Genomic DNA, 19,605 nt, shown 5'->3' with positions numbered 1-19,605 from the left:
AGTAAAGCAATCATGCTTTTATCATGAATGCTCGCATATTGTCGCGTTTTCGCCTACAGTAGCCCTCGTTTAACTATAGACCCTCTACAAAACAGACATGAACTTGAGACCGTCACGCAAGTGGATTACCTATCCGTTGTTGTTCATGGTAAGCCTTGGCCTGATCGGGATTGCCATCCTGGCCATCGCCGTCATGATCGTGTATCCCCGCTTGCCCGATGTCAAAGTGCTGCAGGATTACCGACCCGCCATTCCGCTGCGGGTCTATACCGCAGACGGTGTACAGATTGGGGAGTTCGGCCAGGAGCGGCGAGACTTCCTCAAGATTGCTGATGTGCCGGAGAAGATGAAGCAGGCCTTGATGGCGGCGGAAGACGAGCGCTTCTATCAGCATGGGGGCGTGGACTACATCAGTGTCGCCCGTGCGCTGCTCTCCAATTTTACCAAAGGCAAGACGGTTTCCGGTGCCAGTACCATCACCCAGCAAGTGGCCAAAAATTTCTTCCTGACGCCCGAGCAGACCATGGAGCGCAAGTTCAAGGAAGCCTTGCTGGCGTTCAAGATTGAGCAGAATTTCAGCAAGGACCAGATCCTTGAGCTGTACATGAATCAGATCAATCTGGGTCAGCGTGCCTATGGCTTTGGCGCGGCCGCCAAGATCTACTACGGCAAACCCATCAATGAGTTGAGCATTGCCCAGTATGCCATGCTGGCCGGCTTGCCCAAGGCACCCAGCAAGTTCAATCCGGTGGTCAACCCGGAGCGGGCCAAAACCCGCCAGTTGTATGTGCTGCGCCGCATGCACGAGCTGGGTTTCATTACGGATGCGGAATGGTCAGCGGCACAAGTCGAAGAGCTGCACGTGTTGAAGTCACAGGCCGACTTTACGGTGCGCGGGGAGTACGTGGCCGAAATGGTGCGCCAGTTTATGGTGGACCAGTATAAGGATGCGGCCTATACCCAAGGCTACAAGGTGTATACCACCATTCTGGCCGATCACCAGGAGACGGCGCATCTGGCTGTACGGCATGGCATGCTGGATTTTGACAAGCGCCATGGCTACCGTGGTGCCGAGTCTTACATAGACATCAGCAATTATGCCGAGGGCCCAGTCGAGCAGCGCGAGGATTACCTCGACCAGATGTTGCAGGAAGTAAAGGACAGCGGCGATATCTACCCGGCCGTGGTACTGGAAGCCAGCCCGAAAAAGGTGGTGGCCTATCGCAAGGGTGGGGAAACCCTGGAGCTGACCGGTGCGGGTCTGCAGTTTGCCCAGCGCATGATCGGTCCCAAGGCCAACGAAGCGGTGCGGATTCGCCCGGGTGCGGTGATCCGTGTGTTCCAGAACAGCAAAGGCCAGTGGGAGATTTCACAACTGCCGCAGATCGAGTCCGCCTTCGTGTCGATGGACCCGAATACGGGGGCGATGAAGGCGCTGGTGGGCGGCTTTGACTTCAACCGCAACAACTTCAACCATGCCACGCAAGCCTGGCGGCAGCCGGGCTCCAGCTTCAAGCCCATTATCTATTCAGCCGCGCTGGAAAAAGGGTTTACGGCATCCACCATCATCAATGATGCCCCGCTGGTGATTGATCAAGGCGGGCAGCGCTGGGAGCCGAAAAACTCGGATGGCCGCTTCTCCGGGCCGATGAGTCTGCGGCAGGCACTGACCAAGTCCAAGAACCTGGTATCGATCCGTATCCTGCAGGCGATTACGCCGCAATATGCACAGGAGTACATGCAGAAGTTCGGCTTCACACCAGACAAACACCCCCCTTACCTCACCATGGCGCTGGGTGCGGGGTCCGTGACGCCGTACCAGATGTCAGCGGCTTACAGTGTGTTTGCCAACGGTGGCTACAAGGTACAGCCCTACTTCATTGAACGCATTGAAGACCCGAAGGGCAAGGTGGTGTTCCAGAGCAAGCCCTATGTAGTGGGCCAGAATGCACCGGAGGCCATCGATCCGCGCAACGCCTTCATCATGACCAGTGTGATGGGTGACGTGGTGCGTTACGGTACTGCAGCACGTGCCATGTCGCTGGGCCGGAAAGACCTTGCAGGCAAGACCGGTACCACCAACGACGTGATGGATGCCTGGTTTGCCGGCTTCTCGCAGCGCAATCTGGTGGGCGTGGTCTGGGTAGGCTATGACCAGCCCAAGCCACTGGGTGGCTCGGAAACCGGTGGTCACGCCGCCTTGCCGATCTGGATGACCTATATGGGCAAAGTACTGAAGGGTATTCCGGAGCGGCCGTTGCCGATGCCAAAGGGCGTGGTCAAGCAAGGCAGTGAATACTATTACGCCGAGCGGACCTCTACCGCGCCGGGGCTGGGGCTGGATAACAGTTCATCGGCACGCCCTGCCAGCGGAGAGGGCGGTGACGGCGGTGAAGAGGCGGGCACCAATGTGGAGACGGTGCGCGACCTGCTATTCTAAGGGCTGGTGACGTCACCGGATTGTCACACGGGTTTGTTAGCGTAAGTTCGGGCTAGGGGTGAAGGAGGTCGACATGCGTTCACGTTCAACCCGTAACCGGCATGCCCAATGGCAGATTGCAGACCGGGCCGCCCGCCTGCTGGCAGAAGGTAGCGAGCAGGAGCTGGCGGTGGCTTGCCGCAGGGCCGCCTTGCAACTGGGCAACCATGACCCTTCCAGCTGGCCGGATCAGGCCTTGCTGGAGCAGGCGTTGTCACAGTATCGCGCGCTGTTTGATGACGAGCACCCCCAGCGCTTGCAGGAATTACGGCAGGCGGCGCTGGCGATGATGGGGCAACTGCAGGGCTTGTCCCCTCTGCTGTCGGGAGATGTGCTCAGTGGGGTGGCGGGCGAGCATGCCTGCATCGAATTGCTGGCCGAGGCGGAAGACGAAAAGCGGGCCGCCATTCTGCTCACCAACCTGGGCTTGCCTTTTGAATGGCGACAAGGCGGGCGTTTCCTGTCGCTGGCGTTTGAAGCGTATGGCCAACAGTTTCACCTCTCCCTGTTGCCGCGTGGGGAGTGGCTCAAAGCGTCGCAGCGGCGCAATGAGCATGGACAGCGCCTGACCGCGTCCAGCAGCCAGCTTGCCGCGCTGCTCGAGGAAGTCAGCGCGGCTTGAGGTGATCAGGCAGTTTCCTGTAACCAGCGGGCGACCTGCGGGGCGAAATACGTCAGGATGCCATCGGCCCCGGCGCGTTTGAAGGCCAGCAGGCTTTCCAGTACGCAGGCTCGTTCGTCGAGCCAGCCTTGCTGGGCTGCGGCCTTCAGCATCGCATACTCACCGCTGACCTGATACACAAAGGTCGGCACCTTGAATTCGGTTTTGACCCGCTGCACCACATCCAGATACGGCATGCCGGGCTTGACCATCACCATGTCGGCACCCTCCTGCAAGTCCAGCGCCACTTCATGCAGCGCTTCGTCGCCATTGGCTGGGTCCATCTGGTAAGTGTACTTGTTGCCTTTGCCCAGATTGCCTGCCGAACCCACCGCATCGCGGAAGGGGCCGTAGAAGCTGGAGGCGTACTTGGCCGAGTAGGCCATGATCTGCACCAGTTCAAAACCGGCGGCATCCAGTGCTTGACGGATGCTGCCGATGCGGCCATCCATCATGTCGGAGGGGGCCACCACGTCAGCCCCGGCTTGTGCCAGGCAAACTGCTTGCTGGCACAGGATGTCGACCGTGACTTCATTGAGCACATAGCCCTGATCGTCGATGACCCCGTCCTGACCGTGGCTGGTGTAGGGGTCCAGCGCAATGTCCACGATCACGCCCAGCTCCGGGTAATGCTGCTTCAGCGCCCGTACCGCACGTGCCGCCAGACCCTCCGGATTGCAGGCTTCTTCCGCCTGCAGGGATTTCAGGCTGCTGCCCACCACCGGGAACAAGGCCAGCGCCGGAATGCCCAGTGCCACACAGCGGCCGGCTTCCTTCAGCAGGCGGTCCAGCGTCATGCGCGCCACGCCCGGCATGGAGGCAACGGGCTCGATCTTGTCCTCGCCGTCAATCACGAATACCGGGTAGATCAGGTCTTTGACGGTCAACTGATGCTCACGCACCAGATCACGGGAAAAAGCATGACGGCGCAGGCGGCGCAGACGGGTCAGTGGGAAGGAGCGATTGGTATGCATGCGGGTTTCCATCGGCAGAGGGATCAGGGCAAGCGGAGCGGGGCTGTGGTAAGCTGCGCCATCCGCTGTACAGCGGCCCGCGGTACGCGCGGGCCAGTGCTATTGTAAACGAACACGTCACCGCAAGTGGCCCCAGGCAGGAGCAGTTTTGATGACCATGCATGATTTTTTTGCGACCAGTCCCCGCGGGCTGGAGGCTTTGCTGGCCGAGGAGCTGACAGCGCTGGGCGGTGAACAGGTCAAGGCGGTGGCCGGTGGCGTGCATTTCAAGGGCGACTGGTTGTGCGCGGCGCGTGCCAACCGTTGCAGCCGTCTGGCCAGCCGCATTCTGTGGCGCCTGCGGCAGACCCCTTACCGCACCGAGCAGGACGTCTACCGTGCAGCCCAGGCGCTGCCGTGGGGGCAGTGGTTTGACCCGTCACAGACCATCAAGGTCAGCGTGTCGGCACAAAAGTGCCCGCTGCCCAGTCTGGACTTCCTGACCCTGCGCATCAAGGATGCCATTTGCGATCATTTCCGTGAGCGTACTGGCAGCCGCCCCAGCGTCAATACCGAAGCACCCGATCAGCGCATTTATGCGTTTCTGGATGCACGGGTACTGACCCTGTATCTGGACACCAGCGGTGAGCCGCTGTTCAAGCGGGGCTTGCGTCAGGTGCAGGGCGAAGCGCCGCTGCGCGAGAATCTGGCGGCAGGTATGCTGATGCTCAGCGGCTGGCAAGCGCATACCGAGGATGGCTTGTGCCAGCCGCTGCTGGACCCGATGTGCGGTAGCGGCACCATCCTGATGGAAGCGGCGCAGATGGCCTTGGGCATCGATGCGGGCTCCGGGCGGCGGTTTGCCTTTGAGCGCAATCGCAGCTTTCCACAGGCGGAATGGCAAGCCTGGTTGGCCGAACGAGAGCAGCAGGCGCCGGTTCGCCGCCGTTTGCCGATTTATGGCAGCGACAAATACGGCGATGTGCTGAAACGGGCGCAGGCCAATATTGAGGCTGCCGGTTTGGGCGAGGCGATCGAGCTCAAACAGTGTGACCTGCTGGATTGCCGCCCACCGGCCAGCGATGGGGTGATCGTCAGCAACCCGCCCTACGGTGTACGTCTGGGTGAACTGGAAGCACTGAAGGCGTGGTACCCGCAGCTGGGGCACTGGCTGAAGCAACACTTCAGTGGCTGGCGTGCTTACCTGTTGAGTGCCGATCCGGAGCTGGCCAAAACCATCCGCTTGTCGGCCAGCAAGCGTACGGTCCTGTTCAATGGCGCACTGGAATGCCGCCTGCTGGAATTCAAGATGGTGGCGGGCAGCAATCGCCGACCGGACCCACAAGGAGCACCTCATGTACCAGACGCTGATTGATGCAGCCAGCCTGCAGGCACTGCAAGGCCAGGTGTGCCTGCTCGATTGCAGCCATCAACTGACCGACCTGAGCTGGGGGCGTGCCCAGTACGCGGCAGGACATTTGCCGGGGGCACAGTTTGCCAGTCTGGAGGATGACCTGTCCGCAGCCAAGACCGGGCGCAATGGGCGGCACCCCTTGCCGGAGCGTGCCCACTTTGCGGAGACCGTGGCGCGCTGGGGCATTACCCCGCGGACGCAGGTGGTGGCGTATGACTCTTCAGGCGGGATGTACGCGGCGCGGCTATGGTGGATGCTGCGCTGGCTTGGGCATCAGGCGGTGGCGGTGCTGGATGGCGGTGTCGCCGCCTGGCAGGCTGCGGGGGGGGCATTGACCACCGAGCTGCCACAGGTGGTTCCTGCGGCACCCTATCCGCTGCAACCGGCGGACGAGCCGGTACGGGTAGAGACCGTGCTGACTAACCTGCAGCACCCCGCATTTGTGGTGCTGGACGCACGGGCGCCAGGCCGTTTTGCCGGGGAGGGGGAGACCATGGACCCGGTCGGTGGTCATATTCCCGGCGCACGTAATTTCTTTTTCCAGAACAACCTGCAGGCCGATGGGCGCTTTAAACCGGCGGATGTGCTGCGCCAGCAGTTTGAGCAGCTGCTGGCGGGTGTGGCACCCAGCGAGCTGGTGCACCAGTGTGGCTCTGGTGTGACCGCTTGCCATAATCTGCTGGCGATGAGCCATGCCGGGCTGACGGGCAGCCGCCTGTATGCTGGCTCGTGGAGTGAATGGTGCAGCGACGCATCACGGCCGGTGGCAACCGGCACTGAAGCGTGAGCTGACTGCCGCTTGTACGGGGCTGGCGAGGCCAGCCTGCTACTTAGCCGTTCAGCTTCTCACGGGCCACATTGAGTGCCTTCAGGGTGGCGGCGGTCATGTTGGTACCAGCGAAATGGCTGACCTGGCGGGTGGCCTTGGACAGCGAGTCGAAGGCGCACCCGCCAATCTCTACGGCTGAGCGCATGGCTTCCACGGCAGGTGCTGGCGAGCCCGGCGGCGTGGGGAGCTGGTCCAGCAGGGCTGCGCTGCAGGTGGCAACCCATTTTTCACTGAGCTGCAACCATTCGGTTTGCGTACGCATATTGCTCAGGTAGATATTGCGTGCCGCAGTCATGCCCAGCTCCAGCTGATGGGAGAGCCGCTGCTGTTGCTGGCGTAATTGCTGCTCGGGGCCTCCTGCCGGCAGCAAAGGCTGCGCCTGCCAGTCCTCCAGCAGGGCACGGCTGCCATCCAGCTGTGCTTGCAGCGCATCCTCCATCCCGCACAGCCAAGCGTGGCTGGCTTGTTGGGCCAGATCATTACAGCTTTGCAGACAGGCGTGCAAATCAGCCAATGTAACCATTTGGTGCATTTCCTTCGTGGCGACGCCCTACTTTAGGGCAGTTGCGCGAAGTCTATGCCTTTGCTGCTGCAATGCAAGAGGGATGGTGCGGAATGTGTGGAGTGCTAAATATGCTGATGCCTTGAACCAAATCAGGGCGCGGGTCTGGCAATGGTGGTATTGAAATTTGGCTGTTGCGGCACTGCAACAAATGGATTAGGGCGTGTCCAGCGGTGGGGTGTAATGTGCCTGTAGCTGACCGGCTTGCCACTGCAGGAAGCCCCAGCGCTCGGCATGCCAATCCGGCAGTACCCAGCGCTGGCGTGCGCCGGAGGGCGTGGTGTAGCGATGCTGCGCCGCCCGATGGGTGTGGCCGTGAATCAGGATCGCATCGGGCCAGCGTGCCAGCCAATCCTGTACCGCGCTGTCGGCGACGTCCATGATGGGCAATGGCTTGCTCCGCTTTTGGGCCTCGCTTTGCTCGCGCAGCTGGCGGGCAAAAGCCTTGCGCTCGCTGAGTGGACGCGCCAGAAAAGCCTGCTGCCACTGCGGCTGGCGTACTTCGGCACGGAAGCGCTGGTAGTCATGATCATCCAGACACAGCTGGTCACCATGGCTGAGCAGCAGTTGTTCGCCGGGCAGATAGCAAGGGTCGGGCAGCAACGTCAGCCCGGCGGCCTGGGCAAAGCGTTCGCCCAGCAAGAAATCCCGGTTGCCATGCTGCAGGAACAGTGAGACACCTCGTGCCGCCGTGTGGTGCAACAGGGCTGTCAATTGCCGGGCAAAGGGATCATCCAGATCGTCATCCCCTACCCAGACCTCGAGGAAGTCGCCCAGGATATAGAGGCGGTCACCGCTTTGCAGGCTTGGGAGCCAGTCTGCAAAGCGGTGGTATTCCTGCACCGTGTCGGTAGACAGGTGCAGGTCGGCGATAAAATACAGCTTGGACATGCGTCAGGCCACGGGGCTGTGGCCCGCCAGGCTCAGGCAGCTTCGCCGCGCTCGGCGCGCTCGATCAGCACATCCTGCACCGGTACGTCCTGGAAGAAGCCTGCGCTGCCGGTCTTGACCTTGCCAATCTGGTCCACCACCTCTTGCCCGGCAATCACCTTGCCAAACACACAGTAGCCAAAGCCTTGCTGGCTGGGGTCGCGATAGTTGAGGAAGGCATTGTCGGCGACGTTGATGAAGAACTGGGCGCTGGCCGAATGCGGGTCTGGCGTGCGTGCCATCGCCACCGTGTAGGTGTCGTTCCGCAGGCCATTGGCGGCCTCATTCTCGACGGTCGTCGGTGCCGGTTTTTGCTTCATGCCCGGTTCAAAGCCACCGCCCTGAATCATGAAACCGTCGATCACACGGTGAAATACGGTGCCGTTGTAGTGGCCCGCATCCAGATAGGCCAGAAAGTTGGCCACCGTCTTCGGGGCCTTGTCGGCGTTCAGTTCCAGCGTGATGTTGCCCATGCTGGTATAGAGGGTGACGATGTCGCTCATGATCAGTTTCCTTCAGTAGGCGTAGCGCAGCTTACTTGCTGCGTTTGCGGACAGGTTTCTTGCTGGTGGGCTTGCTGGCAACCGGTGCGTCCGGGCTGTCCGGCAGGCGAACGATGGCTTCGATGGTAATGGCTTCTACCGGCACATCGGTAAAGTCGCCAATGGTCTGCGTGGTTTGCTTGGAGAGGGCTTCCGCCACATCCTCGCCTTTGACCAGCTTGCCAAACACGGTGTAGCCCATGTAGTCCGGCGTGGGCTTGTAATAGTTCAGGTGCTTGTTGTCACTCAGATTGATGAAGAACTGGCTGGTGGCCGAATCTGGATCGTGGGTACGTGCCATGGCCAGGGTGCCGAACTGGTTTTTCAGACCATTGTTGGACTCGCTGGCAATGGGTGCACGGGTGGCCTTGGGCTCCATGCTGGCCGTCAGGCCGCCGCCCTGGATCATGAAGCCAGGGATCACGCGGTGAAAGGTGGTCTGGCTGTAGAAGCCGTCACCAACGTACTGCAGGAAGTTGCGCACCGTCTTCGGTGCTTTGTCGCTATACAACTCGGCGACCATCACCCCCCGGTTGGTACGGATTTCCACCATGGGGCGAGCCAGCAGGGGCAGGCTGAACAGCAGGGCGCTGAGGGTAAACAGACGGGTAACAGATTTCATGCGGGTGTCCATCAACTGACATCTTCGTAAATGATTTTCCAGCCACTGCCTTCGCGTTGCCAGTATTGCCGCTTGCCGCCCTTGCTGCTGAGGTTGTCGCTACGGTAATCCTGCTCGAAGGTGGCCACCACCATATCCGGGTTATCCGGGTAGCGGAACAGGCTGACATTGCTTAAGCCAATCTTGATCCATTTCTTGCTGGCATTGACTGTGGTTTTCTGTGCCGACCAGGCCGTCAGGTCCTGGCTGCCGCTGCGGAAGTTGGCCGAGTAGTGCTCCAGGTAGCGGCGGGTGTCACGGCTTTCCCAGTCTTGCCGCCAGTGCTCCAGGCTTTGCAACAGGCTATCCCGATCCTGCTGGGTTTGCTCGGCATTAACCCAGTCAAAGTCCCGGCTGATGATCACCGGAGTGACGCCGATCTGCAGGTATTTGCTGAGCGCCATCAAGTCCTGGTTGGTCAGCGCCACGCAGCCATTGCTGGATAACGGTGGCCGGCTATAGGTGTCAGACGGGCTGCCGTGCAGCCAGATACCGTGGCCGGTCCGCTTTTGCAGCCGGTCCCACTCATTGGGATAGCTCAGCGGGAAAGCGGCGGCCCCGTACAGATCAGGCAGCGAGGCCTTGGGGAGCTGTGACAGCACAAAGTACACGCCCAGCGGAGTGCGTTGATCGCCTTCGATCCGCTTGTCGTAACCATTCTTGCCGATGGTGATGTAGAAATCGTCCACCCGGCGCGGGGTACCATTGTCGTTCTGGTACACATACAGGCGGGAGCGGCTGACATCGACCGCCAGCAGATAGCGCTGGGCGCTGGACAGTTGCAAGATGTTGCCGGGTACCTTGTCGACCGGCGCATCTTCGGTATAGCGCTTCAGGCGGACCTGGGCTTCCAGCCGCAGGTCATTCAGCACTTCGGGGCTGACCTCGGAGACATCGCCCATGGTTTTGAGCGGACGGCCTCGCGCCTTCAGCAGGTCCCCCTGAATCAGGTGTGCCAGACGGTAGTTGGGGTAATCGCGCAGCAGCTGGTCCAGCGTGGACTGGGCCGTGCCAAACTGCCCGCGCTGCATGGCATCCAGCACCCGCATCAATTCCTGCTCGGGGCGACGATGCGTCACGTCAATGGGCTTGCCGGGGCTGGCCTGCGCCAGCGGCAGGGGCGCCGGGTCCGGTGTGGCAAACGAACCCATGGAGTTGACCGACGCCGCGGGCAGACTGACCAGCACCAGTGCCAGTACACGTCGCAACCGCCCTGGGCGGGGAGACATCAAGCCACTACGTTTTGAACGGTTCAACGGCCTACCCGTTCCTCGGTAATCAACCATCGGTCGCCATTCCTCGTCATGATCAGCGTTTTGCCGGTGGAAGTCTTCAGTGTATCCGACTTGTATGACTGGGTGAATGTCACACGTGCCGTGTTGTCATCAATGAAACTGACTTTAGGTGCGCCAATGCTGACGCTGATGGAGCTGGATGCGGTAAGGCGCTCGCGACGCTCGGCTTCCCACGCCGAGCGGCTCATGCCGCGTGGCGGCTTGAAGCTGCTGCCGTAGGCGGACAGGTAAGCCCCTACTTTCTGCTTCGACCAAGCCTGTGCCCAAGCCTCGGTGGCCTGCAATACCGGTTTGTCATCGCGGCTGCTGGCGGCCGGTTTGGCCGGCTCAGTCTTGGCTGGTTCCGGTTTGCTGGGCTCCACCTTCACCGCTGGCGTGGTGGCATCCGGTTTGACGGGCTTGGTGGCAGGTGTCGTCACGGTTGCGGCCGGTTTGGCGGGTTCAGTCTTCACCGGCTCAGGCTTCACCGGTTCCGGCTTGGCGGTGGCGACCACCACCGGTGCGGTCGGTTTCACGGTGGCCAGCGGTGCGCCAGGCTTGGTGAAGAGGTCACGAATCAGCGTCAGCTTGGTTTGCGCGTTGGCATTGTTCTTGTCCAGCTGCAGCGCACGGCTGTAGGCCTGGCTTGCCATCTGCGCATAAATGTCACCCAGGTTCTCGTGTGCGGTGGCATAGCTGGGGTGGGTCTGGATCGACATTTCCAGCGCCTGACGCGCTTTGTCGAACTGTTTCTGCTGGGCGTACAGCACCGCCAGATTGTTATACGGCTCCGGCAGCTCCGGATAGTCTTCCGTCAGCCCCTGGAAGACCTTGATGGCGTCGGCAGGCTTGTTAAGGTCAACCAGCGCCAGGCCTTTGGCAAAGCGGACTTTGGCATTCTTGGGGTCTTTGACCAGATACTGATTGGCCCGCTCCAGGGCTTGCGTACTTTGACCTTGCTTGATCAGCGCGCTGATGTCCTGGGCTTCGTCAGCACGGGCGGTGGTCAGTGCCAGTACCAGGCAAAGCGGAATGAGGCGCAGCGGGCGATTGGGCATATTGGACTTTGTCAAAGCGGTTTGATCTGGCGGATTCTAACAAGAAGCAGTCCTGTACCACAATTCAGCGCAGCATCATTGTTGCATTTGTTTATCATGCTTAAGGCACGGCGTGCTTTTGAGCTTGTCCTGCGCGGCATGCGGTGGGCATTGTGTTTGGTGTGTCGGGTGTGGTCTGCCGGATGCCGCCAGTCATGCCGCCCTACTGCCCCTTGGTACAAGGTCAGATGGCATGCGCCGACAAGCTCGAACCATGACCCGCTCTTGGGGGGGGAGCACCTGCGGGATTCTGTCTTTTCAGGTAAGATCAAGACCTGATTATTTTCCGACGCAATGGATCGTTCCCGTACACCATGAGTGATGCACCAGTAGTTGCCCATTTCATCCGCACCATCATTGACAACGACCTGAAGGATGGGCGGCATGCGGCCATCCAGACCCGTTTTCCGCCGGAGCCCAATGGCTACCTGCATGTGGGGCACGCCAAGTCGATCTGCCTGAACTTCGGGCTGGTGCAGGGCGAGCAGGCCTATGCCGGTGCCTGCAACTTGCGCTTTGACGATACCAATCCGGAAAAAGAATCCGAAGAGTATGTGCGCGCCATCATGGAAGACGTGCGCTGGCTGGGGTTTCAATGGCAAGGCGAAGTGCGCTTTGCCTCGGATTACTTCGAGCAGTTGTACGGCTATGCTGTCGAGCTGATCCAGAAAGGTCTGGCCTATGTGGATGACCTCGATGCCGAGCAGATGCGTGCCTACCGCGGCACCCTGACCGAGCCGGGCAAGCCGAGCCCCTGGCGTGACCGCAGTGTTGAAGAAAACCTCGACCTGTTCACCCGCATGCGTGCCGGCGAGTTTGCCGACGGTAGCCGTACCCTGCGGCTGAAGATCGACATGGCGTCCGGCAACATCAACCTGCGTGACCCGGTCATCTACCGCATTCGCCGCCTGCATCATATTCGCACCGGAGATGCATGGTGCATCTACCCGATGTACGACTACACCCATTGCATCTCGGATGCGCTGGAAGGCATCACCCATTCGCTGTGCACGCTGGAGTTTGAAGACCACCGGCCCTTGTATGACTGGGTGCTGGACAATATCAGCATTGACTGCCACCCACGGCAGTACGAGTTCTCGCGGCTGGAGCTGTTGTACGCGCTGACCTCCAAGCGCAAGCTGAACCAGCTGGTCAACGAAAAGGTGGTCAGTGGCTGGGACGATCCACGCATGCCCACGGTCTCCGGCATGCGTCGCCGGGGCTACAGCCCGGCCGGGATTCGCCTGTTTGCACAGCGTTGCGGCATCTCCAAGAGCGAGAACGTAATTGATTACTCGGTGCTGGAAGGCGCTGTGCGCGAGACGCTGGAAGCCGAAGCGCCCCGCGTGATGGCCGTGCTCAACCCCTTGAAGGTGACGCTGACCAATTTTGAAGCCGGGGTCACCGGCCAGCGCAGCGCACCGTTCCATCCGCATCACCCGGAGTTCGGTGAGCGTGAAGTACCGATCGCTGCCACCCTGTACGTCGAGCGCGATGACTTTGCCGAAGTGCCGCCCGCTGGCTGGCAGCGTCTGGCGCCGGGCATGGAAGTGCGCTTGCGCTACTCCTATGTGATTCGCTGCGATGAGGTGGTGAAGGACGCATCAGGCGAGGTCGTCGAGTTGAAATGCTCGATTGATCACGCTACATTGGGGCAGAACCCGGTGGGCCGCAAGGTCAAGGGCGTGATTCACTGGTTGTCCGCCGAACACGCCATTGCGGCAGAAGTCCGTCTGTATGACCGCCTGTTTACCGAACCCCGTCCGGATGCGGTGCGGGGTGACGATGGCCAGTACGTGGACTTCATGCAGTTCCTCAACCCGCATTCCTTGCAGGTGGTGGAGGCCTGGGTGGAGGCTGCAGTGCAAGACGCGGCACCGGAGACCCGTTACCAATTCGAGCGGCTGGGCTATTTCTGCACTGACCGCGTTGAACATCGGGCAGGGGGCAAGCCGGTGTTCAACCGGACGGTGACGTTGAAGGATTCCTGGAGCAAGGAAGCAGGCTAAGGCAGGAGCAGGGTGATGCAGATGTTGAAAACGTTGGGTGGGCTGTTATTGCTGCTGGCGCTGGGCGCCCAGGCGCAAATGTATAAATGGGTCGATGCACAGGGCGTGACCCACTACTCGCAGACGCCGCCTCCTGCGGGCACCCAGACGCAGACTGTTGCGCCCAAGTCGGCCTCAGGTGGTGGCAAGGCCAGTGGCAGTGGCGACTGGCAGAGCCAACAGACAGACTTCAACAAGCGGCAGATGGACAAGAAAGACCAGCAGTCCAAGGCCGATGCCCAGGCCGCCAAAGACGCAACCCAGCGCCAGCGCTGCGCTGAGGCGCGGGACCACCTGTCAAGGATGAGGTCGGCGAGCGGGATTTATCAGGTGAACGAGAACGGTGAGCGTGTCTTCATGGACCCGAAAGCATCGGAGCAAGCCATCCGCTCGCTGGAAGCGGATATTGCCAAGTACTGTAGTTGATCCCGCCGGGGAGGCCTGCGCCTGCCCGGTACGCCGCCTTCGGGCGGCGTTTTTGTTGCCGGTGGCCGGAAAGCACCGGTTTGGCCCGGCCTGAGGCCGGGTACCTTGAGTGAGAGCCCAGATGCTGAAACTGTACAATACCCTGTCCCGCCAGAAAGAAGTGTTTACCCCGATCCAGCCCGGCAAGGTCAATATGTACGTCTGTGGCATGACGGTGTACGACCTCTGCCATGTCGGGCATGCCCGCATGCTGGCTGCGTTCGATACCATCTATCGCTGGCTGCGGGCCTCGGGGTACGAGGTGAACTATGTGCGCAACATCACCGACATTGAAGACAAGATCATCAAGCGGGCGCTGGAGCGTGGCATTACCCCGATGCAGCTGGTGGATGAGAATGTCGCTGCCATGGACGATGATCTGGCTCACCTGAACCTGTTGCCGCCCACCCTGCAGCCGCGTGCCACCCAGCACGTGGAGGGCATGGTGCAGATGATCGAACAGCTGATTGCCAATGGTCGCGCCTACCCGGCGGACAACGGTGATGTGTACTACGCGGTACGCAGCTTTGAGGGCTACGGCAAACTCTCCGGTAAAACGCTGGCCAACCTGCGGGCCGGCGAGCGGGTGGAGGTGGATCCGCACAAGCGTGACCCGTTTGACTTTGTGCTGTGGAAGGCCGCCAAACCCGGTGAGCCACACTGGGCATCGCCCTGGGGGCCGGGGCGTCCGGGCTGGCATATTGAGTGCTCGGTGATGTCCAAGCATCATTTTGGCGTGCACTTTGACATTCACGGCGGTGGCGAGGACCTGCAGTTCCCCCATCACGAGAACGAGATCGCGCAAAGCGAAGGCTGCCATAACCATACTTACGTCAATTACTGGCTGCACAACGGCTTTCTGCAACTCAATGGCGAGAAGATGTCCAAATCACTGGGCAACTTCTTCACCATCCGCGATGTGCTGCGACAGTTCGACGGTGAAGTGGTACGCTTTCTGCTGGTGCGGGCACATTACCGCAGCCCGATCAACTACTCGGAAGAGCTGCTGCGCGATGCCAAGCAAGGGCTGGAGCGGTTGTACACCGCGCTGCGGCAAACCCCGCCTGCTGATGGCGTAACGCTGGACTGGCAGAATTCGTATGCTGCCCGCTTCCGTGAGGCGATGGATGATGACTTTGGCACCTCGGAAGCCGTAGCAGTGCTGTTTGATCTGGCTGGTGAAGTCAACCGCAGCCGCGATCCGCAGCTGGCGGCGCAGCTGAAGGCACTGGCCAATGTGCTGGGCCTGCTCGAGCGTGATCCGCAAGCCTTCCTGCAAGGTGAGGCGGGCGCGGACGGGCTGGATGCCGCCGCGATTGAAGCCCAGATTGCCGCGCGGCAAGCGGCGCGCAAGGCAAAGGACTTTGCCGAAAGCGACCGCATCCGTGATGCACTGCTGGCGGCCGGGATTGTGCTGGAAGACGGCCCGCAAGGCACCACCTGGCGGCGGCAGTAAGCGCGGCTGATCAGGCTCAGGATCAGAACAGGCCGATACTGAGCCCGGCCGCAAAGGTGGCGCCCCACTCCTCGGCAGCGTTCAACTGCTCGGGGGTGGGTTCCCCTTTGACCAGCATGGGTGGCAGCGCGCGTTTCCAGCCGTAACCCGTGGCGATGCGCTCCACATTGACAATGGCACCCTGACCGTCATTGCCCGCGCAGACAAACAAGCCGTAGGGTCGCCCCTGCATTTTGCCTTCCGCCGGGTAGTAGGTGCGGTCAAAGAAATCCTTGATGGCACCGGACATATAACCAAACTGCTCGGCGGTGCCGATCAGGATGCCATCGGCTTCCAGCAATTCCGTGGTGGTGGCCTGCAGCGCTTGCCGGTTGCAGACGGTGATTTCATCGGCTGCCTGGGCGAGACCGGCAGCGACGGCCTCAGCCAGCCGCCCGGTTCGTCCTCCCTGGCTATGCCACACCAAAAGGACGCGTTTCACAATCCGGCCCGGGTCAACTCGTCGGAAAGTGCCAAAAACAGGCTTGCCAGTGGTTCGAAGGCGTGCGCTTCAGTTTGGGGTAGCAGTAGACATTGCCGGGTTAAATCACGCGCCAGATGGCGTGTGTGCCAGTTGGTTTCACGAATGATCCATGCCAGTTCGTTCCAGAAGATTTCCCCGTTAGTGTCAGATTCCCTTTGGGCTTCAGGCAACCAGACATCAAGCCCGGCGCTGGTGAAGGCGCGCTGAATGACATTCAGCCGATCTGCCAGTCGCTGTTTCAGCTGTCTGCCAACATGGCTGGTACAGTGCCAGTCCAGCTGCTCCAGCACTTCCAGTGCTTGACCAAAGCGTAACAAAAGCTGATGCAGGGCAGCTTCAATCTTTTCCGTGCTGATTGCGGGGGCTTCGCCAACCGGCAGGTCTTGTGTGCCACTGAGTGCGGCTTGACGTGTCTTTCGGGTGAACTGGCCCGGCAAAAGTTTGAAGGCAATACGTAGTTGCCCCAAGGGATAACTACGGTGCTCCAGCATGCCACTGACCATTTCTGCCAAAGCCAAAATTTCTGCGACGGGACCGAGGCGCTCCCCGCCAATCTGACGCGGATAACCGCTCTCGTCGGCGCGTTCGTGGTGGCAGGCGATTAGAGCGGCCACTTCACCGCCGAGTCCGGCCACATTTTGCGCCCACATTTGCCCGATGATCGGATGGGCCGACAACTGCTTCCATTCGCCCGGCCCGATCGGTTGTTGGGCCTTCCACAGGGCCGGGTTCAGGTATAGATAACCAATGTCGTGCAATAACGCTGCAGGGAGCAGGTGGCGCCAGGCTTGCCCGGCAGCTTGGGCCGTGGAAATCGCAATCAGGGCGACCCTTAAGCCATGCTCAATAAACTTTGGGTCACTGTGCCGTGCAATGGCCAGTGCACTCCACGCGCACTCCGGGAGGCTCAGACGCTGCAGGGCCTCTTGTAACTCCAGCGTAATGCCACTGCGACTGGCCCAGTGCGCCAGAATGGGGTCCTGATCCAGGATGTGATTAAAAATATCCAGCAGGGTGCGGTTGTTGGGTGCATCGGCTACCCGGATGCTGTGCTCCAGCGGGCGGCGCAACTTGTGATGCAGGAGTCTCGCCTGAATGTCGCCCGCCAACGTGCTGCCATTGGCAAGAAGTTTAACGCCAGTTTCGGAATAGATGTCTTCGCACGCCTGAATGTCATGCGCTGCCCCTGCGGCAGCCAACTGCTGCAGGAACTGGTTATTGACGATCTCGAAACTCATGGCGGCATGGCTTCCTGTGATCGCTGCCCTGAAGAAGGCAGTAGTCCTAATGCTAGCACTGCCAGGAACGCAGTTAAACCTTGAGTAGCATGAAAGGTATGAACTATTGGACAGTTGACGGAGCGGCGGCTGCGGCGGGGTCGCAATGGAGGATGGCGGTGGCGTAGCGGCGGCCCCCCGTCAGGCTGTTGAGCAGGCCGCTTTCCTCACGTTCGATCACAGGAATGGGGCGCCCTTGCTTACGGCAATGCAAGTGGACGGCATCTTGCAGGCGCTGCTGGATGTTGCCGGTCATCAGCAGGGTGCTGGTTTCTACCCGAATCTGCCAACGCTGGTTTCCCAGCTCCAGCGTATCGACCCCGGCGTCCAGGCCATGCTGGTCCGCCACCCAGAGCGCAGTCGGCTTCAGTTGGGTGCAGGCACAGCAGAGCAGACCCAGCAGCAGGGGCAGGCCATGGCGCGTCATGGTGATCTCCGGAGGGTAATGCCGACAAGGGTAAGACGCGCTGCGGGTACTGTCCAGCCTGAAGTGGGATGGTGGATCTGCGCATGACGTCGTACTGACTCACGGGTGAGGTTAATCCTCAGAGGTTACTTTCTATTTGAGCGCTATCTCATTCATTTTAAAGGAAATTGTCTTTTCGATGAAAATGCCGTAAGTCCTTGTCGCAAAAGGAAAAATCGCGATTTACCGCCTTGACCTGCCATTTTTTTTTAACTATAGTGGCGACAAGTGGGAAAAAGTGGGTTTTTGTGGGTTTTTGACCCAAACCAGCGGCGCGAGGACACAGTGGGCTTTCGGGGTAGCGCGATTCTGAATCTGGATAGCAAGGGGCGCATGGCGGTCCCGGCACGCTATCGGGATGCGCTCGCCGAGCAGGCCGATGGCCGTCTGGTCATCACGGCGGACCCAAGCAAGTGTCTGCTGCTGTATCCGGCGCCGGAATGGGGCCCGATTGAAGAAAAACTCAACAGTGTGTCCAGTTTCAATCCGCAACTGCGCGCCTATCAGCGGGTGGTGGTGGGTTACGCCGAGGACGTGGAGATGGACTCGGCGGGGCGCATTTTACTCTCTCCTGAGCTGCGTGCCTTCGCCGGGCTCGACAAACGGGTGGTCATGATCGGTCAAGGCAAGAAATTCGAGATCTGGGATGAGCTCGGATGGCAGCGCCAGTGTGATGTGGCGCTGCAGTACAGCAGTGATGGCATGCCTGCCGAACTCGAAGGGTTCTCGCTCTAATGTCCACCTCCAGCCCACACGTCACCGTGTTGCTCGAGGAAGCGGTGACGGCACTCTCCGTGCATCCGGACGGCATCTATGTGGATGGCACCTTTGGTCGAGGGGGACATAGCCGACGCATCCTGCAGCAGCTGGGGCCGCAGGGTCGCCTGATCGCGCTCGACCGTGACCCGCAGGCCATCGCCGCGGCGGCCAGTATCGACGACCCGCGTTTCACCATTGTGCATACCGCTTTCGCCGAGCTCGCCGATGTGCTGGCGCAGCAGGGCATCGCCCAGGTGGACGGCATCTTGCTGGATCTGGGTGTGTCCTCCCCGCAGCTGGATGAGGCTGAGCGTGGTTTCAGTTTCCGTTTTGATGCGCCACTGGACATGCGCATGGACAACAGCCGTGGCCTTACCGCTGCGGATTGGCTCAACTCCGCTGCAGAAGCGGATATCGCAAGGGTGGTCAGGGATTATGGTGAAGAGCGGTTTGCTAAACAGGTTGCAAGCGCGATTGTTGCTGCGCGCGGCCAAGAGCCCATCGTCACAACCCGGCAGCTTGCCGCGATCGTGGCGAAGGCCGTCCGCACTCGCGAGCCGGGCCAGGACCCCGCGACACGCACCTTTCAGGCTGTACGGATTTACCTCAATCGCGAACTCGAAGAACTTTCGCTAGTCCTGCCGGCGGCCATTGCCTGCCTGAAGCCAGGCGGGCGTCTGGCGGTGATCAGCTTTCACTCGCTGGAAGACCGCATGGTCAAGCAGACGCTGCGTGACGCGGCGACGGTGGATCGTTTGCCCAGCCGGGTACCGGTGCGTGCCGCAGACATGCCGCAGGCGCCGGTGACGCTAATCGGCAAGGCCATCAAGCCGAGTGCAGAAGAGATCCGGCAGAACCCGCGCTCACGCAGCGCTGTGCTGCGTGTGGCAGAGCGCACCGGGGGTGAGCGTGCATAAGCTCAATGCCCTGCTGCTGATCGTGGCGGTGTTGTCTGCCTTGTCGGTGGTGACTTCACAGCACAAGTCACGCCGCATCTTTGCCGAGCTGCAACATGAGGATGCGCAGGCCAAGCAGTACAAAGAGGAGTACGACAAGCTGTTGCTGGAACAGAGCACCCAGGGCATGCACTCGCGTATTGAGCGTGAGGCAACCGGGACGCTGAAGATGAAAACGCCGGACCCACAGCGTACGCGGGTGGTGACGGCCAATGGTGAATCGGTGGTGGTGGTGCCACCGAAGGAAGAGTAA

20 protein-coding genes are annotated in these 19,605 nt (G+C 60.6%); 10 read left to right on the top strand and 10 right to left on the bottom strand.

The window, feature by feature from the left end; genetic code table 11:
- Positions 1–97: 97 nt before the first annotated feature.
- Both HF682_RS07865 and HF682_RS07860 read left to right on the top strand, forming a co-directional pair.
- On the top strand, positions 98–2,440 hold the full coding sequence (locus tag HF682_RS07865) for a penicillin-binding protein 1A (protein WP_168876628.1): 2,343 nt from the start codon (positions 98–100) through the stop codon (positions 2,438–2,440).
- 73 nt (positions 2,441–2,513) lie between these two features.
- Positions 2,514–3,101, top strand: coding sequence for a hypothetical protein (locus HF682_RS07860; protein WP_168876627.1), 588 nt, complete (start codon positions 2,514–2,516; stop codon positions 3,099–3,101).
- A gap of 5 nt (positions 3,102–3,106) precedes the next feature.
- Here HF682_RS07860 and hemB read toward each other — a convergent pair whose 3' ends face one another.
- The gene (gene hemB / locus HF682_RS07855; protein WP_168876626.1) at positions 3,107–4,114 is read right to left on the bottom strand and encodes a porphobilinogen synthase; all 1,008 of its coding nucleotides are present in this window, start codon (positions 4,112–4,114) and stop codon (positions 3,107–3,109) included.
- Between the two features lie 151 nt (positions 4,115–4,265).
- Here hemB and HF682_RS07850 point away from each other — a divergent pair, with 151 nt between their 5' ends.
- Together HF682_RS07850 and HF682_RS07845 are read left to right on the top strand one after the other, a co-directional pair.
- Positions 4,266–5,468 carry a THUMP domain-containing class I SAM-dependent RNA methyltransferase gene (locus tag HF682_RS07850; protein ID WP_168876625.1) on the top strand — a complete coding sequence of 401 codons (1,203 nt, stop codon included), beginning with the start codon at positions 4,266–4,268 and terminating at the stop codon, positions 5,466–5,468.
- Positions 5,449–6,294, top strand: a complete 846-nt coding sequence (locus tag HF682_RS07845) for a sulfurtransferase (RefSeq protein WP_168876624.1) — start codon at positions 5,449–5,451, stop codon at positions 6,292–6,294. The genes HF682_RS07850 and HF682_RS07845 overlap by 20 nt, the downstream gene beginning before the upstream one ends.
- 43 nt (positions 6,295–6,337) lie before the next feature.
- On the opposite strand, the gene HF682_RS07840 is transcribed toward HF682_RS07845, so the two are convergent.
- The 6 genes from HF682_RS07840 to HF682_RS07815 all read right to left on the bottom strand — a co-directional run bounded on the left by HF682_RS07840 (position 6,338) and on the right by HF682_RS07815 (position 11,363).
- Entirely contained in the window at positions 6,338–6,859 is a 522-nt protein-coding gene (locus HF682_RS07840; protein WP_168876623.1) for a hypothetical protein, read from the bottom strand.
- 195 nt (positions 6,860–7,054) lie between these two features.
- Positions 7,055–7,789 carry a UDP-2,3-diacylglucosamine diphosphatase gene (locus HF682_RS07835; protein ID WP_168876622.1) on the bottom strand — a complete coding sequence of 245 codons (735 nt, stop codon included), beginning with the start codon at positions 7,787–7,789 and terminating at the stop codon, positions 7,055–7,057.
- Positions 7,790–7,821: 32 nt separating this feature from the next.
- Positions 7,822–8,331, bottom strand: a complete 510-nt coding sequence (locus HF682_RS07830; RefSeq protein ID WP_168876621.1) for a peptidylprolyl isomerase — start codon at positions 8,329–8,331, stop codon at positions 7,822–7,824.
- 31 nt (positions 8,332–8,362) lie between these two features.
- A complete protein-coding gene (locus HF682_RS07825; RefSeq protein ID WP_168876620.1) occupies positions 8,363–8,992 on the bottom strand; it encodes a peptidylprolyl isomerase in 630 nt (209 codons plus the stop codon).
- 11 nt (positions 8,993–9,003) lie between these two features.
- The gene (locus HF682_RS07820) at positions 9,004–10,260 is read right to left on the bottom strand and encodes a L,D-transpeptidase family protein (protein WP_168876619.1); all 1,257 of its coding nucleotides are present in this window, start codon (positions 10,258–10,260) and stop codon (positions 9,004–9,006) included.
- A 23-nt stretch (positions 10,261–10,283) separates the two neighbouring features.
- Positions 10,284–11,363 carry a tetratricopeptide repeat protein gene (locus tag HF682_RS07815; protein ID WP_168876618.1) on the bottom strand — a complete coding sequence of 360 codons (1,080 nt, stop codon included), beginning with the start codon at positions 11,361–11,363 and terminating at the stop codon, positions 10,284–10,286.
- A 353-nt stretch (positions 11,364–11,716) separates the two neighbouring features.
- On the opposite strand from HF682_RS07815, the gene HF682_RS07810 reads away from it, so the two are divergent.
- From HF682_RS07810 to cysS, 3 genes are all read left to right on the top strand, one after another.
- Positions 11,717–13,411, top strand: coding sequence for a glutamine--tRNA ligase/YqeY domain fusion protein (locus HF682_RS07810; RefSeq protein ID WP_168876617.1), 1,695 nt, complete (start codon positions 11,717–11,719; stop codon positions 13,409–13,411).
- A 15-nt stretch (positions 13,412–13,426) separates the two neighbouring features.
- Positions 13,427–13,876 (top strand): DUF4124 domain-containing protein, encoded by a 450-nt coding sequence (locus tag HF682_RS07805; protein ID WP_168876616.1) that lies wholly within the window; start codon positions 13,427–13,429, stop codon positions 13,874–13,876.
- A 121-nt stretch (positions 13,877–13,997) separates the two neighbouring features.
- Positions 13,998–15,371, top strand: a complete 1,374-nt coding sequence (gene cysS, locus HF682_RS07800) for a cysteine--tRNA ligase (RefSeq protein ID WP_168876615.1) — start codon at positions 13,998–14,000, stop codon at positions 15,369–15,371.
- 22 nt (positions 15,372–15,393) lie between these two features.
- On the opposite strand, the gene HF682_RS07795 is transcribed toward cysS, so the two are convergent.
- From HF682_RS07795 to HF682_RS07785, 3 genes are all read right to left on the bottom strand, one after another.
- On the bottom strand, positions 15,394–15,852 hold the full coding sequence (locus tag HF682_RS07795) for a flavodoxin family protein (protein WP_168876614.1): 459 nt from the start codon (positions 15,850–15,852) through the stop codon (positions 15,394–15,396).
- Positions 15,849–17,132, bottom strand: a complete 1,284-nt coding sequence (locus HF682_RS07790) for an HD-GYP domain-containing protein (protein WP_168876613.1) — start codon at positions 17,130–17,132, stop codon at positions 15,849–15,851. The genes HF682_RS07795 and HF682_RS07790 overlap by 4 nt, the downstream gene beginning before the upstream one ends.
- Positions 17,133–17,235: 103 nt before the next feature.
- Positions 17,236–17,598 (bottom strand): hypothetical protein, encoded by a 363-nt coding sequence (locus HF682_RS07785; RefSeq protein WP_168876612.1) that lies wholly within the window; start codon positions 17,596–17,598, stop codon positions 17,236–17,238.
- A gap of 267 nt (positions 17,599–17,865) precedes the next feature.
- Between HF682_RS07785 and mraZ the strand changes: the two genes are divergently transcribed.
- The 3 genes from mraZ to ftsL are packed head-to-tail and all read left to right on the top strand — an operon-like array spanning position 17,866 to position 19,605.
- The gene (mraZ, locus tag HF682_RS07780) at positions 17,866–18,372 is read left to right on the top strand and encodes a division/cell wall cluster transcriptional repressor MraZ (RefSeq protein ID WP_308418709.1); all 507 of its coding nucleotides are present in this window, start codon (positions 17,866–17,868) and stop codon (positions 18,370–18,372) included.
- Positions 18,372–19,313, top strand: coding sequence for a 16S rRNA (cytosine(1402)-N(4))-methyltransferase RsmH (gene rsmH, locus HF682_RS07775; RefSeq protein WP_168876611.1), 942 nt, complete (start codon positions 18,372–18,374; stop codon positions 19,311–19,313). The genes mraZ and rsmH overlap by 1 nt, the downstream gene beginning before the upstream one ends.
- Positions 19,306–19,605, top strand: a complete 300-nt coding sequence (ftsL, locus tag HF682_RS07770) for a cell division protein FtsL (protein WP_168876610.1) — start codon at positions 19,306–19,308, stop codon at positions 19,603–19,605. The genes rsmH and ftsL overlap by 8 nt, the downstream gene beginning before the upstream one ends.

Source organism: Leeia aquatica (genome assembly GCF_012641365.1).
GTDB lineage: Bacteria > Pseudomonadota > Gammaproteobacteria > Burkholderiales > Leeiaceae > Leeia > Leeia aquatica.
Note: the sequence above shows the minus strand (reverse complement) of the source record. Positions and strands in the feature narration are given on the sequence as shown.

Bases quoted from the DNA above. Each gene is read 5' to 3' on its own strand.
- HF682_RS07865 (WP_168876628.1), top strand. From the start codon at position 98: ATGAACTTGAGACCGTCACGCAAGTGGATTACCTATCCGTTGTTGTTC.
- HF682_RS07860 (WP_168876627.1), top strand. From the start codon at position 2,514: ATGCGTTCACGTTCAACCCGTAACCGGCATGCCCAATGGCAGATTGCA.
- hemB (WP_168876626.1), bottom strand. From the start codon at position 4,114: ATGCATACCAATCGCTCCTTCCCACTGACCCGTCTGCGCCGCCTGCGC.
- HF682_RS07850 (WP_168876625.1), top strand. From the start codon at position 4,266: ATGACCATGCATGATTTTTTTGCGACCAGTCCCCGCGGGCTGGAGGCT.
- HF682_RS07845 (WP_168876624.1), top strand. From the start codon at position 5,449: ATGTACCAGACGCTGATTGATGCAGCCAGCCTGCAGGCACTGCAAGGC.
- HF682_RS07840 (WP_168876623.1), bottom strand. From the start codon at position 6,859: ATGGTTACATTGGCTGATTTGCACGCCTGTCTGCAAAGCTGTAATGAT.
- HF682_RS07835 (WP_168876622.1), bottom strand. From the start codon at position 7,789: ATGTCCAAGCTGTATTTTATCGCCGACCTGCACCTGTCTACCGACACG.
- HF682_RS07830 (WP_168876621.1), bottom strand. From the start codon at position 8,331: ATGAGCGACATCGTCACCCTCTATACCAGCATGGGCAACATCACGCTG.
- HF682_RS07825 (WP_168876620.1), bottom strand. From the start codon at position 8,992: ATGAAATCTGTTACCCGTCTGTTTACCCTCAGCGCCCTGCTGTTCAGC.
- HF682_RS07820 (WP_168876619.1), bottom strand. From the start codon at position 10,260: ATGTCTCCCCGCCCAGGGCGGTTGCGACGTGTACTGGCACTGGTGCTG.
- HF682_RS07815 (WP_168876618.1), bottom strand. From the start codon at position 11,363: ATGCCCAATCGCCCGCTGCGCCTCATTCCGCTTTGCCTGGTACTGGCA.
- HF682_RS07810 (WP_168876617.1), top strand. From the start codon at position 11,717: ATGAGTGATGCACCAGTAGTTGCCCATTTCATCCGCACCATCATTGAC.
- HF682_RS07805 (WP_168876616.1), top strand. From the start codon at position 13,427: ATGCAGATGTTGAAAACGTTGGGTGGGCTGTTATTGCTGCTGGCGCTG.
- cysS (WP_168876615.1), top strand. From the start codon at position 13,998: ATGCTGAAACTGTACAATACCCTGTCCCGCCAGAAAGAAGTGTTTACC.
- HF682_RS07790 (WP_168876613.1), bottom strand. From the start codon at position 17,132: ATGAGTTTCGAGATCGTCAATAACCAGTTCCTGCAGCAGTTGGCTGCC.
- HF682_RS07785 (WP_168876612.1), bottom strand. From the start codon at position 17,598: ATGACGCGCCATGGCCTGCCCCTGCTGCTGGGTCTGCTCTGCTGTGCC.
- rsmH (WP_168876611.1), top strand. From the start codon at position 18,372: ATGTCCACCTCCAGCCCACACGTCACCGTGTTGCTCGAGGAAGCGGTG.